Annotated in this window: 14 protein-coding genes; 13 read left to right on the top strand and 1 reads right to left on the bottom strand. The window is 64.0% G+C overall.

Annotation, left to right across the window (positions count from 1 at the left end; translation table 11 throughout):
* Nucleotides 1-13: 13 nt before the first annotated feature.
* Nucleotides 14-2851, bottom strand: coding sequence for an ATP-binding protein (locus tag ACNJX9_RS26395; protein ID WP_439404957.1), 2838 nt, complete (start codon nucleotides 2849-2851; stop codon nucleotides 14-16).
* Between the two features lie 373 nt (nucleotides 2852-3224).
* Here ACNJX9_RS26395 and ACNJX9_RS26390 point away from each other — a divergent pair, with 373 nt between their 5' ends.
* The 13 genes from ACNJX9_RS26390 to dhaK all read left to right on the top strand — a co-directional run bounded on the left by ACNJX9_RS26390 (nucleotide 3225) and on the right by dhaK (nucleotide 14505).
* The gene (locus ACNJX9_RS26390) at nucleotides 3225-4214 is read left to right on the top strand and encodes a Bug family tripartite tricarboxylate transporter substrate binding protein (protein ID WP_439404956.1); all 990 of its coding nucleotides are present in this window, start codon (nucleotides 3225-3227) and stop codon (nucleotides 4212-4214) included.
* Nucleotides 4215-4480: 266 nt separating this feature from the next.
* Nucleotides 4481-5827 carry an ABC transporter substrate-binding protein gene (locus ACNJX9_RS26385; protein ID WP_439404954.1) on the top strand — a complete coding sequence of 449 codons (1347 nt, stop codon included), beginning with the start codon at nucleotides 4481-4483 and terminating at the stop codon, nucleotides 5825-5827.
* 100 nt (nucleotides 5828-5927) lie between these two features.
* Nucleotides 5928-6887, top strand: a complete 960-nt coding sequence (locus ACNJX9_RS26380) for a carbohydrate ABC transporter permease (protein ID WP_057758818.1) — start codon at nucleotides 5928-5930, stop codon at nucleotides 6885-6887.
* Nucleotides 6884-7837, top strand: coding sequence for a carbohydrate ABC transporter permease (locus tag ACNJX9_RS26375; protein WP_057758816.1), 954 nt, complete (start codon nucleotides 6884-6886; stop codon nucleotides 7835-7837). Before ACNJX9_RS26380 ends, ACNJX9_RS26375 begins: the two co-directional genes overlap by 4 nt.
* Nucleotides 7834-8046: a hypothetical protein gene (locus tag ACNJX9_RS26370; protein WP_439404953.1), complete on the top strand. Its 213-nt coding sequence runs from the start codon at nucleotides 7834-7836 to the stop codon at nucleotides 8044-8046. The genes ACNJX9_RS26375 and ACNJX9_RS26370 overlap by 4 nt, the downstream gene beginning before the upstream one ends.
* Before the next feature lie 4 nt (nucleotides 8047-8050).
* The gene (locus ACNJX9_RS26365; RefSeq protein ID WP_057758812.1) at nucleotides 8051-9148 is read left to right on the top strand and encodes an ABC transporter ATP-binding protein; all 1098 of its coding nucleotides are present in this window, start codon (nucleotides 8051-8053) and stop codon (nucleotides 9146-9148) included.
* Nucleotides 9141-10148 carry an ABC transporter ATP-binding protein gene (locus tag ACNJX9_RS26360; RefSeq protein WP_057759109.1) on the top strand — a complete coding sequence of 336 codons (1008 nt, stop codon included), beginning with the start codon at nucleotides 9141-9143 and terminating at the stop codon, nucleotides 10146-10148. The genes ACNJX9_RS26365 and ACNJX9_RS26360 overlap by 8 nt, the downstream gene beginning before the upstream one ends.
* Entirely contained in the window at nucleotides 10145-10759 is a 615-nt protein-coding gene (gene dhaL / locus ACNJX9_RS26355) for a dihydroxyacetone kinase subunit DhaL (protein ID WP_057758810.1), read from the top strand. The genes ACNJX9_RS26360 and dhaL overlap by 4 nt, the downstream gene beginning before the upstream one ends.
* Nucleotides 10756-11142 carry a dihydroxyacetone kinase phosphoryl donor subunit DhaM gene (gene dhaM, locus ACNJX9_RS26350; protein WP_271602097.1) on the top strand — a complete coding sequence of 129 codons (387 nt, stop codon included), beginning with the start codon at nucleotides 10756-10758 and terminating at the stop codon, nucleotides 11140-11142. Before dhaL ends, dhaM begins: the two co-directional genes overlap by 4 nt.
* The gene (locus tag ACNJX9_RS26345) at nucleotides 11135-11449 is read left to right on the top strand and encodes an HPr family phosphocarrier protein (protein ID WP_057758806.1); all 315 of its coding nucleotides are present in this window, start codon (nucleotides 11135-11137) and stop codon (nucleotides 11447-11449) included. Before dhaM ends, ACNJX9_RS26345 begins: the two co-directional genes overlap by 8 nt.
* A 3-nt stretch (nucleotides 11450-11452) precedes the next feature.
* Nucleotides 11453-13051 (top strand): phosphoenolpyruvate--protein phosphotransferase, encoded by a 1599-nt coding sequence (ptsP, locus tag ACNJX9_RS26340; protein WP_439404951.1) that lies wholly within the window; start codon nucleotides 11453-11455, stop codon nucleotides 13049-13051.
* The gene (locus ACNJX9_RS26335; RefSeq protein ID WP_057758802.1) at nucleotides 13048-13479 is read left to right on the top strand and encodes a hypothetical protein; all 432 of its coding nucleotides are present in this window, start codon (nucleotides 13048-13050) and stop codon (nucleotides 13477-13479) included. The genes ptsP and ACNJX9_RS26335 overlap by 4 nt, the downstream gene beginning before the upstream one ends.
* Nucleotides 13480-13515: 36 nt before the next feature.
* Nucleotides 13516-14505, top strand: a complete 990-nt coding sequence (gene dhaK / locus ACNJX9_RS26330) for a dihydroxyacetone kinase subunit DhaK (protein ID WP_439404949.1) — start codon at nucleotides 13516-13518, stop codon at nucleotides 14503-14505.
* Nucleotides 14506-14630: the final 125 nt, after the last annotated feature.

The raw sequence follows: 14630 nt of genomic DNA, 5'->3' as shown, positions 1-14630 counted from the left end.
CAGCAAACTCCGCTTACGCCCGCAACTGCGCGATCAGGTCGCGCGCCATCTGCATATCGGCGATCGCTGATCCTTCGGCCATCGCGTTGCATGCCTTCTCGAGCACCGCGCGCGCCTCGGCGCGCTGGTCTCGTCCGATCCTGAGCTGCGCAATGCTGATCGCGCAGCGCAGCTGCCAGAAGTGCGCGCCATGCTGTGCCGTCAGCTCCATGGCTTCGTGAAAGCAGGCATCTGCGGCATCCGATTGCGGTGACTCCTTCCGCATCAGCTCACCCTTGATGCGGAGCAGCTCCGGCAGATACCAGCGCTCCTGCCTGTCGTTGCAGCGCGCCAGCGCGCTCTCGATCGTGTCGAAGCCATGGTGAACCTGATTGGCTTGTCCGAAGCACGCGGCGAGCTCGCCAAGCAGGGGAAGGAAGCGCGGCAGGAAGCGCGCATCGCCGGCGCGATTGAGCTCGTCTCGCAACAGCGGCAAGCCTGCGTCGACGTCTGTGCGCTTTGCAGCGACCAGCGCGTTGAACGCACGGGCCCACAGCCCCCAGAGCCGGATGGCGTGGCGATCGGCGTGCTCGAGCAGTTCGGTGCCGTAGCGCTCGGCGGCCTCGTAGTCGCCGGCGAGGAAGGCAATCGGGCAGGCGGCTTGTCCGAGCACGCTACAGAATGTCAGCGCGTGGCCGTTGGCCCGACCTTCGTGGATATTCTGTTCGGCCAACGCCAAAGCCTGATCGGCATGACCCTGGAGCCACAGGATGCGGGCGCGGAAGTATTGCGTCGAAATCCGCAAATCGAGCGGGAAGATCTTCGGCTTCTCGGCCAGCACGTGCAGGGACGAATTCACCCGGTCGATACGAAGGCGGGCCTCGCGTTGGTCTCCGAGATAATGCAGCACGACGGCCGTCAGCCGGTCCGCCAGCATGAGATCCGTCTTGTCGGGTGAATGCGCCGCGGCTTCGGCGAAACGGTCGGCAAGCGCGCGTGCCCTGCCGAACGCTCCGTTGTTGAACTGGTCGATTGAGAGGCCCCAGAGGGCGCGCAACCGGAAATCCTTGTCGTCGAGCTTCTCGGCAAGTTCAAGCGTGGCCTCGAGGATCGGGCGGGCCTCGCGCGCCCGTCCCTCGCCGTACATCAACGACCAGCCGAGCGCTGCCAGGAGCTGCATGCGCACGCGCTCGTCGTCATGGTCTCCCAGCGCGGCAAGCGCCGTCCTGGCGCGCTCGCGACACTCGGCGAACAACGAAAGCCTGATCCAGAGCGTGACCGCCACCGCCGTCAGCGCGATGCCGAGCCGGGCATCGCCTTCAGGCGAAAAAGCCCAATCCAGCGCAGCGCGCAGATTGTCCAACTCGGCGCCGTAGGTGCCGAGCCAGTCCGCCAGTGGAGCGGACGTTTCGGCCTCGGCGCGCTCGAAAAGGTCGCGAAAATATTTGGCGTGCCGCTGCGCAATCCGCTGCGCTTCACCGGCCTCGTTCAGCTTGCCAAGCGCGTAGGAGCGGGTGGTATCCAGCAGGCGATAGCGCAGTGTTCGCGCAGCTGACGGTGCGATCAGCGACTTCGTGACGAGATTGTCGATCGCCTCCATGGTCGCGGCGGCACTGAGCCCGTCGCCCGAGGCGACGGCGGCAGCCGCCTCCGGCGTGAACGGTCCGGCGAACACGGACAATCTCCGCAAGATCGCGCTCTCGGATGCGGGAAGCAGGTCGTAGCTCCAGTCGAGCGCGGCGCCGAGCGTCTGATGTCGCGGGATGGCCGTGCGCCGTCCGCGCCATTGCAGCGAAAAGCGGCTGTCGAGCAGGGATGCCGTGCCGGCGATGCCATAGGCGTTGACGCGCCCCGCAGCGAGCTCGATCGCAAGCGCGATGCCGTCGAGGCGGCGGCAGATGTCGGCCACCAGCGGCGCGTCTTCTGCGCTCAGCTGAAACGGTCCGGAGCTCTGCGCGATACGCTCGACGAAGAGCTGGGCGGCCGGATAGGCAAGGACGTCGGTTACGGTGAGGTCGTCGCTCCGAGGCGGACAATCCAGTGGAAACAGCCGAAAGATCCGTTCGCCGTCGCTGCGGAAGGATTCCCGGCTGGTCGCCAACACATGCAATCGCGGCACCTCGCGAACGAGGCGCTCGACTAGCGGTGCAAGCGTCTCCAGCACGTGCTCGCAACTGTCGAAGATCAGCAGCGTCGGTTTCGTCTGCAGGTGCGTCAACAGGGCCGGGACCGGATCCTCCGCATTGACGGATAGCCCGAGCGCTGATGCGATGGTGATTGCTGCGAGTTCAGGCTTCCGCACCGGTCCGAAGTCGACGAAGAACACATGCCCGTCGAAATGGGCAAGCCGGCGATGGCCGACGGTCACGGCCACCGCGGTCTTGCCGATGCCGCCTGGGCCGACCACCGTCACGAAACGATGCATCGCGAGCCCGGCCGAAATCTTCTCGATGACCTCGTCTCGCCCGATCACCCGCGCGAGCGGAGCGGGAAGGGACCGGGGCGGAGGGATAGCCGTCGGGGGAGCAGAAGGCGCGGGAGCAATCTGGGTGAGAGACGCGACGAAGCTATAACCGCGCCCGGGGACGTTGACCACGTAGCGGGCCGACTTGCCGGTGTCGCCGAGTGTCTTGCGCAGGGCCGCGATGTGGAAGCGGAGACTGCCATCGTCGACATTCACGTTGGCCCAGACACGCTTGACGAGCTCCCGCTTGTCGACGACTTCGCCGGGCCGCTCGGCCAGGAAGATCAGGATGTCGAGCGCGCGGCCGCCGACATGAAGATGCGCGCCGTCCTTCTCCAGGAGGCGGGACTTCGGAAACAGTCGAAATGGCCCAAAAGAAATGGCCGAGTCTTGGTTGTTGTCTGACACGCGCCATCGTCCCCGCAGCGGGGAGTCAAAGTTGTCTGTCCTTGTCCTATCAGAACGAAGCGTACAGTAAACCCGACGAAAGCAGCGGGAGCGCTGCAGGTCTACGCGCCGTAGCTTCAGCCAGCCCGGCGCATTTTAAAATATTGTTGTTAGATGAAGGCTTTAGACTGTTGGATGAGGCTTGCTCATCCACCGAGCTGTCTGGCTTGCGCAGGGACCTTAGTCGAAAACGGATGGACACTCTCGTTCTGCGCGCATTCCATGATGGCACGCCGATCGCATGTGCCATTGACGATGGCTGTCTCCTGCTGCGTTTGGAGCTTTGGGAGCCGGTCCCGCCGCTGATCAAAGCTTACGACGTTCGGAATAGGACATGCCTTCCCTTTCGCGACGAGATTTCGTCAACGCGGCCACGTTTGCCGTTGCGCTCCCCGGACTCTCGCGCAGCGGGAAAGCCGCTGACTATCCATCGCGGCCCATTCGCCTTGTGATTCCCTATGCGGCCGGCGGCTCGGGTGATCAGATCGGTCGCCCCTGGGTCGAGAAGATGTCGTCTCAACTCGGTCCGACATTTGTGGAAAATGTTGGCGGTGCAGGCGGCGCGATCGGGACCACCGCGGTGGCGCGCGAGAAGCCCGATGGCTATTCGCTGCTTCTGGGAAACGGCAGCACGCAGGTCATCATCCCGCTGACGACGCCAAATCCTTCCTATTCGGTCGGGGATTTCCGGGCGATCTATCGCCTGATCAGCAGCGCACTGGTTTTCGCCGTCCATCCGTCGCTGCCTGCTACGGATCTGCAAGGCCTGATCGCCTATGCCAGGAGCAAACCGGGCACGCTGTCCTATGGGACCCCGGGCATCGGCACCGGCAATCACCTCGTGGGGGAGCTGTTCAAGCAGCAGGCAGGCAGCCTGGATATCGTCCACGTTCCCTATCGGGGAATCTCGCAGGCTACCAACGATCTCGTCAGCGGCCAGATATCGCTCGTCATTGCCGTGATGTCGGACCAATTGCAGCAACTGAGACGGGCCGGCAAAATAAGGCTGCTTGCGGTCACCACCGACAGGCGCTTGAGCGGCGCGCCTGACATCCCGACCGCGATTGAATCCGGCATGCCTGATCTCAGCTACGAGGGATGGTTCGGCCTTTTCGCTCCGACAAAAACCGACGATGCGATCATCGACCGCATCGCGCAGGCAACGCGGGCGGCGATGGCCGATCCAGCACTGCAGGCTAGATATCGCGCGCAGGGCATGGAGCCCGACAGCGATTCAAGTCCGGAAAAATTCCAGCGGGTTGTCGATGCCACCTCGGCAAGCCTTGCGCCGGTGATCAAATCAATCGGGCTACAAGTGCTGTAGGCGCGCCGACGTTTCGTGTGCTGGAGGCGGAGTGCAATCTCCGGGGGCCCGATGCCGGAGGCCTGAGAAACTGCGCTTGCAATGTTTAGTAATTGGTGGTTCACTAAACAAATCGAGCCTGCCGGGCCTATAGAATCCGGGTGGCGCGAGGAAACTCCAGTTTAGTTACTCAGCTCGTCATGGACTGTGTTGCTCTGCTCGAAGCATTCGAGCGGGTAGGAAAGCCGCGCCATGTCGATGGCCGGTCCACCAGGAGGGAACGTGTAATGAAACGGACGACGAAGACGCTTGTAGTGGCATGCGGGGCAGTCGCCGCCGCATTTGGCGTCGGAGCGGGCACCACGCCCGCGCAGGCGCAGGGCAAGACCATCACGCTGTGCTGGGCCGCATGGGACCCGGCCAACGCATTGGTCGAATTGTCGAAGGACTTCACCGCCAAATCGGGTATCGGTATGAAGTTCGAATTCGTGCCGTGGACCAATTACGCCGATCGCTTCCTGAACGAACTCAATTCGCACGGTTCGCTGTGCGACCTCATCATCGGCGATTCCCAATGGATCGGCGGTGCCGCGGAGAACGGCCAGTACGTCAAGCTCAACGATTTCTTCAAGAAGGAAGGAATCAGCATGGACGACTACATGCCGGCGACGGTGGTCGGCTATTCCGAATGGCCGAAGAACACGCCGAACTATTGGGCGCTGCCGGCGATGGGCGATGCGGTGGGCTGGACCTATCGCAAGGACTGGTTCGCACGGCCGGACGTGCAGAAGGACTTCAAGGCCAAGTACGGCCGCGAAATCGGTGTGCCGAAGACCCTCGATGAGCTCAAGGACATTGCGCAATTCTTCCAGGGCCGCGAGATCGACGGCAAGAAGGTCTATGGCGCCTCGATCTATACCGAGCGTGGCTCGGAAGGCATCACCATGGGCGTCTCGAACTACCTCTACGATTACGGCTTCAAATACGACGATCCGAAGAAGCCCTATGCGATGGACGGGTTCGTGAACTCGGCCAATGCGGTGAAGGGACTCGAAGCCTACAAGGAGCTCTACAAGTGCTGCACGCCGCCCGGCGCCTCCAACTCCTACATGTCGGAAGGGCTTGATGCCTTCAAGTCCGGACAGGTCGCGCTGCAGATGAACTTCTTCGCGTTCTTCCCGGGCCTCTACAAGGACCCGAATGTCGGCGGCGACAAGATCGGCTTCTTCGTCAATCCGGCAGGTCCTGCCGCGCAGGCGACGCAGCTCGGCGGACAGGGCATCTCGGTGGTCTCCTACTCGAAGAACCAGCCCGAGGCGCTGCAATACATCAAGTGGTTCTCCGGCGGCGACGTCCAGAAGAAGTGGTGGGCGCTCGGCGGCTACTCCTGTGCCAAGTCGGTGCTGAACGATCCGAGCTTCCCGGGCAGTGCGCCGTTCGCCAAGGAGTTCCTGCAATCGATGGGCATGGTGGTCGACTTCTGGGCCGAGCCGTCCTACGCCCAGCTGCTGCAAGCCGAGCAGAAGCGCGTGCATGATTACGTGGTGGCCGACAAGGGCACCGCACAGGAAGCGCTCGACGGTCTGGTCAAGGACTGGAAGGCGATCTTCAAGGAAGAAGGCAAGAAGTTCTGAGGTTGATTCCCGGAGCGCGTGCGCTCGCGCTCCGGGCTTTCCTTCGATGACCGGAACTGTCGCATCGTCGACATCCCGGGTGCCAGGATCGGTCGCTGCAATGAATGAATTGAGTGCCTCTTCGCGCATCACCTATCGGGCCGTCATGGTCCGGCCCAGTGTGGCGCATCGTATCCGCGGCCTGTCGGACAGGACGCTCGCGTGGCTCTTCATCACGCCGACGATCGTGTTGCTGCTGGCTATCAACATCTTTCCGCTGCTCTGGACCATCTATCTGTCGTTCACGAACTATCGCGCCAACAGAGCCAATGTGCCGACGATCTGGCTGGGCGCCGACTGGTACCAGTCGATCCTGACCGATCCGGACATCTGGGCGGCGATGCAGGTGACGGCGCATTTCGTGATCTGGACTGTCGTGATCGAGACCGTTCTCGGGTTTGGCCTCGCCTATCTCATCGACAAGAAGTTCAGGGGCCACGGGATTTGGACCACGATCATCCTGCTGCCGATGATGCTGTCGCCGGCCGTCGTCGGCAATTTCTGGACGTTCCTGTACCAGCCCCAGATCGGACTGTTCAATTACGTCGTCGCCTTCTTCACCGGACGCGCGGCCTCGTCCTTCCAGATGCTGGGCGACGTCACGCTGAGCCCCTGGGCCATCGTCATCGTCGATGCCTGGATGTGGACGCCCTATGTGATGCTGATCTGCCTCGCAGGCCTGCGTTCGATTCCCGATTACATCTACGAAGCGGCGGAGGTCGATCGCGCGTCGAAATGGCGGCAGTTCTGGTCGATCACGCTGCCGATGGCACTGCCGTTCATCATGCTGGCGGTGCTGTTTCGCGGCATCGAGAATTTCAAGATGTTCGACATGGTCAATCTGCTGACCGGCGGGGGGCCGGGATCGACCACCGAAGTTGCCTCGATCACGCTCAAGCGTGCCGCGTTCGAGAGCTGGCGCACCGGCTATTCCTCGGCCTTCGCGATCATCCTGTTCGTGACGGTCTTCGGCCTCGCCAATATCTACGTCAAGGCGCTGAACAAGGTGAAAAGCCGATGACCTCAGCCACCACAGCCCATTCGGTCGTCGAGCCCTCGGCCACGACGCGGCGCTTTGCCGGTTCGCTGGTCGTGCTCTACGCCGTCATCACCATGATCCCGCTGGTCTGGATCATGCTCACCGCGTTCAAGTCGCCTGACGATGCGATCTCCTATCCGCCCAAGGTGCTGTTCAAGCCGTCGCTCGAAGGCTTCTGCAACCTGTTCACGACGCGGTCGCGCCAGACGCCGGAATTCATCCGTTCGCTGGGGCCGCCGCAGGGGATGTGCGACGACATCGCGCGCAGCCGCAACATGGTGGTTGCCGGTCCCTCGAACTATGTGCCGCGCTTCGTCAACTCACTGATCATCGCGTTCGGTTCGACCGTGCTCGCCGTCGCGCTCGGCACTTTGTCGGCCTACGGCTTCTCGCGCTTCCGCGTGCCGCTGAAGGATGATCTGCTGTTCTTCATCCTGTCGACCAGGATGATGCCCCCGATCGCGGTCGCGATCCCGATCTATCTGATGTACCGCACCATCGGATTGTCGGACACCAGGCTCGGGATGATTCTGCTCTACACCTCGGTCAATGTCTCGCTCGCCGTCTGGCTGCTCAAGGGCTTCATCGACGAAATCCCGCGCGAGTACGAGGAAGCGGCGATGATCGACGGCTACACCCGCTTCCAGGCCTTCGTGAAGGTGGTGCTGCCGCAGGCCACCACGGGAATCGCGGCAACCGCGATCTTCTGCCTGATCTTCGCCTGGAACGAATACGCCTTCGCCGTGCTTCTCACCTCGGGCAACGCGCAGACGGCACCGCCGTTCATTCCGATCATCATCGGCGAGGGCGGGCAGGACTGGCCCGCGGTGGCCGCCGGCACCACGCTGTTCCTGGTGCCGATCGTGGTGTTCACGGTGCTTCTGCGCAAGCATCTGTTGCGCGGCATCACCTTTGGAGCTGTCCGCAAATGAGCCTCGATGTCACCCCATCCATCGCGCCTCGCGGGCTTGCAGACCGCATGCTGCGCCGCGGCCCGCTTGAAGCCGTGGCGACCGCGATGATCGCTGCCGGTGTGGTGATGCTGATGCAGCCATTCTCACTGACCCTGTATTCCTGGTCGTTCGCAACAACCCTGTTCGGCACGGTGATGTTCACCATCGTGTCGAAGGTCCGGGAGTAGCGCGATGGCACAGATCAAGGTCGAGGCGCTCGACAAATCCTTTGGTGACTTCCATGCCGTCAAGTCCGCAAGCTTCACCGTGGAGGACGGCCAGTTCCTTTGTCTGCTCGGACCTTCCGGCTGCGGCAAGACCACAACGCTCCGCATGATCGCCGGCCTGGAGCTGCCGACGGCAGGCACGATCAGGCTCGACGGTGAGGACGTGACGATGAACCGCGCCTCGGCGCGCGACATCGCCTTCGTGTTCCAGCTGTTTGCGCTCTATCCGCACATGAATGTCCGGCGCAACATCGGCTTTCCCCTGAAATGCGAGGGCATCGGTGCGGCCGAGCGTGACCGTCGCGTCGTCGAGGCCGCGCGCATCCTGCGGATCTCCCATCTCCTCGACCGTTCCGTCTCGGGCCTTGCCGGCGGCGACCGGCAGCGCGTCGCGCTCGGGCGGGCGATCGTGCGCAAGCCAAAATGCTTCCTGATGGACGAGCCGCTGGGCGCGCTCGATACCGAGATGCGCGAGGCCATGATTCATGAGCTGCGTGCCCTGCATGACCGGCTCGGCGCGACGACCGTCTATGTCACCCATGACCAGCTCGAGGCCATGGCGATGGCCGACAGGATCGCGGTGATGAACAACGGCGTTGTCGAGCAGGTCGCAAGCCCGCGGGACATCTATGACCGGCCGGCTTCGCTGTTCGTTGCGGATTTCATCGGCTCGCCGCCGATGAACTTCCTGCCGTTCCGTGGCGGCCTGCAGACCGGCGCCGAGGCAATCCGGCTCGGCGAGCGCGATGTGGCCATTCCGGCTGCACGCGAGGCGATGGCGGAGAGCGAGCTCGTGCTTGGCGTGCGACCCGAGCACGTGCGCTTCACCGATCGCGGCATGGTGCGCGGCGAGGTCTATGGCACCGAATATCTGGGCACGACGCAGATCGTGACGGTGACGACCAGCTATGGCGCGCTCAAGGCCCGCTCGCCCAGCAGCAGATCGTTTCGGACGGGCGAGACCGTTGGGCTCGACTTCCGGCCCGACACGCTGTCGATCTTCGACAAGGCGTCGGGCCGGGCCATTCGCACCGCGCTGCATGAAGGAGTTGCGCATGGCTGAGGTCGAGATCGTCTCCGTTTCCAAAGCCTTCGGCAAGACGCAAGCCTTGGGTGATCTGTCGCTGACCATCGGCGACGGCGAGTTCGTCGCGCTGCTCGGGCCCACCGGTGCCGGCAAGACCACGGCATTGCGATTGATCGCCGGATTGGAGCAGCCGGATAGCGGCTCGATCCGGATCGACGGGCGTGACGTCACCGGCAATGCGCCGGCGGACCGCGATGTGGCCTTCGTCTTCCAGCAATATTCGCTGTATCCGCACCTCACCGTGTTCGAGAACATGGCCTTCGCGCTGCGGGCGCCGACCCGCCGCGTGGGCGAGGCCGATATTCGCATGAAAGTGCGGGAGGTCGCGCGTCTGCTTCACATCGAGAACAAGCTGGACAACAAGGCGACGCAGCTCTCGGGCGGGCAGATGCAGCGCGTCGCGATCGGCCGGGCGCTGGTGCGTTCGCCCTCGATCTATCTGATGGACGAGCCGCTGTCCTCGCTGGATGCCAAGCTGCGCGGCGAGTTGCGCCTCGAGCTCAAGCGCATCCAGGTCGATCTCGGCGCGACGATTCTTTATGTCACCCACGACCAAACCGAAGCGATGACCATGGCCTCGCGCATCGGCGTGATCGAGGGCGGACGGCTGTTGCAGATCGGCTCGCCGCGCGAGATCTACGAGAACCCGATCAACGCGCATGTCGCAGCAAGGCTGGGCCAGCCGACGATCAACCTGCTTCCGGCAGCTCTGTTCGGCCGTGCGCCTGCCGGCGCCGCGACGGTCGGCGCGCGGACCGAGCATCTGACAATCGCGCGCGGCGGCGGCGAGGTCTCGGCAATTGTCAAGCGGGTCGAGCATCTCGGCGACCAGAGCCATCTCCATCTCGACCTCGCCGGCCGGCCAGTTGTGACCCTGGCGGATCCCGAGGCGGGCTTTGGCGCCGGAGATGTCGTGTCACTCTGTCTCAACAAACCGCTGTTTTTCGATGCGAATGGCTGGAGGGTGGCGGCATGAGCCTTGATCGGGTAGCCAGGGAAAGATTGGTGCGAGCGCTGGCGGGTTCAGTGATCGAGCACGCGGACGAATTGACGAGCCTCGACCAGGCGATTGGCGATGGGGATCACGGGCTGAACATGAAGCGCGGTTTCGAGGCGGTGCTGGCGGCACTGCCGGGCCTTGCCGACAAGTCGCTTCCCGAAATGCTGAAGGCGATAGGAATGACGTTGGTGATGAAGGTCGGCGGCGCGTCGGGGCCGCTGGTCGGAACTTTCTTCATGGAACTGGGTAAGGCCCTTCCGGAGCAACCGAGCCGGTCTGATCTGGTCGCCGCGACGGAGAAGGCGATCGAAGCCGTCAAGGCGCGCGGCCGTTCGGAGGCGGGGCAGAAAACCCTGCTGGATGTCCTGGTGCCGGTTCACGCCGTCCTGGCGGGAGGCGGCGATGCCAAGGCGATCGCGGCCGAGGCTGCGCAGGCCGCCGATCGCACCACGCCGATGCAGGCGATTCGCGGCCGCGCATCGTTCCTTGGTGAACGTTCCATCGGTCACATGGATCCCGGCTCGCGCTCGGCGTCCCTTCTGATCGGCGCAGCCGTTGAGACACTGGAGTTCGAGGTCAATCCATGAGCAACGTCGGAATTGTCATCGTGTCGCATTCACCGAAGATCGCGGAAGGCGCGGCCGACATGGTGCGCCAGATGGTCGGTGACGCAGTGCCGCTGGCCTGGACCGGCGGCGATGTCGATGGCGGGCTTGGTACGAACGTTTCCGGAATCCTCGAGGCGATCGAGTCGGCCTGGTCGCCGGCAGGCGTGGCGATCCTGGTCGACCTCGGGGGTGCCGAGACCAATTCCGAGATGGCAGTGGAGATGCTCCCCGAAGATCGTCGCGCGCGCGTTCTGGTTTGCAATGCCCCAGTGGTCGAGGGGGCGGTGATCGCCGCGACCGAATCGTCGGGCGGCTCATCGCTTGCCGCCGTCAAGCGCAGTGCGGAGGAATTCTATGCATGATGTTAACGCCAACCGGGCGGCCCAGACGTTTGCGCCGCTGACCGCCTCGGCGGTCCTCGTCAATCCGGTCGGCCTGCACGCGCGGCCATCGGTGAAGCTCACGCAACTGGCAAAGGGCTTTACCGCAAAGATCGAGATTGCGCTTGCGGCCGAGGGACCGTGGACGGACGCCAAGAGCCCGGTGAAGGTGATGCGTGTGAAAGCGCCGCAGGGCGCAACGCTGCATTTCCGCGTCAACGGTCCTGATGGCGAGGCGGCGCTCGCGGCCATGCTGGCGCTGGTGCATGACGGGTTCGGCGAGGCATAAGTCGTGGGCGAGATTCACCTGACCGGCCATCCCGCTTCGCCAGGCCTTGCCATCGGCCCGGTCGCGGTGCTGACGAGCGAAGTGGCGAGCAGGGCTGAGAAGGGCGATCCGGCACAGGAGGCCGCAGCGCTGAAGGCGGCGATCGAGGGCGCTGCAAGCGAGCTCGCCGATTTGATCGCGACGGTCCACGGCGAGGCCGCGGAGATCCTGGAGTTCCAGGTTGCAATGCTCGGCGACGATGCGCTAGCGGAGGGCGCTTACGAAGCCATTGCGGGCGGTACGGCCGCCGATGAAGCCTGGCGGGTGGCACTCGACGTCGAGATCGCCGGCTACCGCGCGGCGGATGAGGAATATTTTCGGGCGCGTGCTGCCGATCTTGTCGACATTCGCGATCGCGTCCTCGCGGGCCTGAACGGTGCAAACACGATAGCAAACATCTCCGGCGATTCCGTCGTTACGGGTGATGATATTTCGCCATCGACATTCCTTGCCGTTGACTGGACCCGCGGCGGCGCGATTGCGCTCGCCAGCGGATCGCCATCGTCGCATGTCGCGATGCTCGCGCGATCGCGGGGCGCTCCAATGGTTGTTGGGTTGGGGCCGTTGCCATGGAACGGACAGCCGCCGTCACTGGCGCTGGTCGACGGTGACGCCGGCACCGTGATCTTCAATCCCATGCCCGAAACGCGCCGGCTGTTCGAGCAACGCATGGCGGCTGCGAATGCCGCGCAGATTGCCGCCGATGCTGGTCGCCTCAAGCCCGCGGTGACAGCAGATGGGCGCCGTATCGCCGTTCTCCTCAATGTCGCTGCGCCGGAAGATCTCGCAGGCCTCGATCCCGCCATCTGCGACGGCATTGGACTCGTACGGACGGAGTTCCTGTTCGAGGGATCGAGAGGGCTTCCGGGCGAGGATGCACAATGCGCGGTCTACCGCCGCATTCTCGAATGGGCCGCGGGGCGACCGGTGACGATCCGCACCCTCGATGCCGGCGGCGACAAGCCGATCCCCGGCGTGACTGATGATGGCGAGCGCAATCCGTTCCTGGGCCGGCGCGGTATCAGGCTCTCGCTGTCGCGGCCGGAGGTGTTTCGCGTGCAGTTGCGGGCGCTGTGCCGTGCAGCCGTGCATGGGACGCTGAAGGTGATGCTGCCGATGATCGCGATTCCCTCGGAGCTCGATCGTGCGAACGTCATGCTGGACGAGGAATTCGCCGCACTGAAGGCAGCAGGCACAGACTGCGCCAGGCCGCCTCTCGGCATCATGGTCGAGGTCCCCTCGGCCGCGCTCTGCGCGGAAGATTTCGGCGCGGCGTTCTATTCCATCGGCTCAAATGACCTGACCCAATACACAATGGCCGCGGCGCGCGACATCGGCGCCGTCGCCGACCTCAACGATGCCGGCCATCCCGCCGTGCTGGCGCTGATCGCACGGACGGTCGAGGCCGGGCGCAAGCGCGGCGTCGAGGTCTCGCTCTGCGGCGATGCCGCCGCCGATACGCGCTTGACGAAGGTGCTGCTGGCGACCGGCCTGACAACCCTCTCGGTCTCGCCGATCGCTGTGGCCCGGCTCAAAGCCGCCATCGCCGGGGTGAGCGCATGAGCGAGGATGCAGGCGAGGACATAAGCCGGCCGGGCGACAGCAACGTCGCGGATTACAAGCTCATCCTGCGGCGGGCGCTCGACAACCGGCCATCCGGAACGCGGTTGAAGCTCGCGGCGGCGCTTGGCAAGAACCGCTCCTTCGTCAGCCAGATTACGAATCCGGCCTATCTGGTGCCGATTCCGGCAAAGCATGTCGCGATCATCTTCGAGGTCTGCCATCTCTCTGGTACCGAGCGCGCGGCCTTTCTGGAAGCCTATGGGCGCGCGCATCCGGGGCGGCTGCGCGGCGCGCATCGCGAGACGCGCACCCGCGATGTGACCGTGACGGTGCCCGATCTCGGCGACGACAAGAAAAATCGTGCGCTGGAGCAGCTCATCGTCGACTTTGCCGCCCAGCTCGCGCGTTACGCGGAGAGCATCGGCTGACGAATTCGAAACGCAAGAGATAACCGGGAGGACGCCATGAAAAAGTTGATCAACAGCGCCGACACGGTGCTCGAAGAGAGTCTCGATGGGCTCGCGGCCGCGCATGCCGATATCCTGCAGCTCGGTGCTGACAGGAAGTTCGTGCGCCGCCGCAATCCGAAGCCGGGCAAGGTCGCGCTGATCTCGGGCGGCGGCTCCGGCCATGAACCGCTTCATGCCGGCTTTGTCGGCCATGGCATGCTCGATGCCGCCTGTCCGGGCCAGGTCTTCACCTCGCCGACGCCGGATCAGATGATCGAGGCGGCCGAGGCCGTCGATACCGGGGCAGGCGTGCTCTTCATCGTCAAGAATTACGAAGGCGATGTGATGAATTTCACCATGGCCGCCGAGATGGCGGGCTGCGAGGTCGCGAGCATCGTGACCAATGACGATGTCGCGGTCGAAAAATCGACCTACACCACCGGGCGTCGCGGCGTTGCAGGCACGCTGATCGTGGAAAAGATGGTCGGCGCTGCGGCCGAAAAGGGCATGCCGCTCGCCGCGCTCAAGGCGCTCGGCGATGATGTCAACAGGCGCACCCGCTCGATGGGCGTGGCGCTGTTGCCGTGCACCGTTCCTGCGGCGGGGCGGCCGAATTTCACCCTGGCTGACAACGAAATGGAGATGGGGGTTGGCATCCATGGCGAACCGGGCCGCCGCAGGGTGCCGCTGACCTCCGCCGATGCGATTGCAGCCGACATGGTTGGCGCGATCCTGGATGATCTCGCGCCGAGCAAGGGCAGCGAAGTCCTGCTTCTGGTCAACGGGTTCGGCGCAACGCCGCTGATCGAGCTCTATCTGATGGTCAACAGTGCCAAGCGCATCCTGGATGGCGCCGGCATCACGGCGACGCGTTTCCTGACCGGCTCCTACGTGACGTCCCTCGACATGGCTGGCGCATCGATCACGGTCTCGGTGCTCGATGACCAGTCAAAGGAATTGTGGGACGCGCCGGTGCATACCGCGGCCCTTCGCTGGGGGATGTGACGGCCGGAAATCAGGCCCGATCACCAACGGCATGGCTCAAGTCGCTGGATTGCGGAGTGGGGCGAAGGTCGATCCGCGGGACGCCTGCTTATAGCGACTGGAGAAGTCGATTGGGGGTGATATAG

The organism is Bradyrhizobium sp. BLXBL-03 (assembly GCF_051853015.1).
GTDB lineage: Bacteria > Pseudomonadota > Alphaproteobacteria > Rhizobiales > Xanthobacteraceae > Bradyrhizobium > Bradyrhizobium manausense.
Note: the sequence above shows the minus strand (reverse complement) of the source record. Positions and strands in the feature narration are given on the sequence as shown.

Coding starts and splice junctions, on each gene's coding strand:
- ACNJX9_RS26390 (WP_439404956.1), top strand. CDS start 3,225: ATGCCTTCCCTTTCGCGACGAGATTTCGTCAACGCGGCCACGTTTGCC.
- ACNJX9_RS26385 (WP_439404954.1), top strand. CDS start 4,481: ATGAAACGGACGACGAAGACGCTTGTAGTGGCATGCGGGGCAGTCGCC.
- ACNJX9_RS26380 (WP_057758818.1), top strand. CDS start 5,928: ATGAATGAATTGAGTGCCTCTTCGCGCATCACCTATCGGGCCGTCATG.
- ACNJX9_RS26375 (WP_057758816.1), top strand. CDS start 6,884: ATGACCTCAGCCACCACAGCCCATTCGGTCGTCGAGCCCTCGGCCACG.
- ACNJX9_RS26370 (WP_439404953.1), top strand. CDS start 7,834: ATGAGCCTCGATGTCACCCCATCCATCGCGCCTCGCGGGCTTGCAGAC.
- ACNJX9_RS26365 (WP_057758812.1), top strand. CDS start 8,051: ATGGCACAGATCAAGGTCGAGGCGCTCGACAAATCCTTTGGTGACTTC.
- ACNJX9_RS26360 (WP_057759109.1), top strand. CDS start 9,141: ATGGCTGAGGTCGAGATCGTCTCCGTTTCCAAAGCCTTCGGCAAGACG.
- dhaL (WP_057758810.1), top strand. CDS start 10,145: ATGAGCCTTGATCGGGTAGCCAGGGAAAGATTGGTGCGAGCGCTGGCG.
- dhaM (WP_271602097.1), top strand. CDS start 10,756: ATGAGCAACGTCGGAATTGTCATCGTGTCGCATTCACCGAAGATCGCG.
- ACNJX9_RS26345 (WP_057758806.1), top strand. CDS start 11,135: ATGCATGATGTTAACGCCAACCGGGCGGCCCAGACGTTTGCGCCGCTG.
- ACNJX9_RS26335 (WP_057758802.1), top strand. CDS start 13,048: ATGAGCGAGGATGCAGGCGAGGACATAAGCCGGCCGGGCGACAGCAAC.
- dhaK (WP_439404949.1), top strand. CDS start 13,516: ATGAAAAAGTTGATCAACAGCGCCGACACGGTGCTCGAAGAGAGTCTC.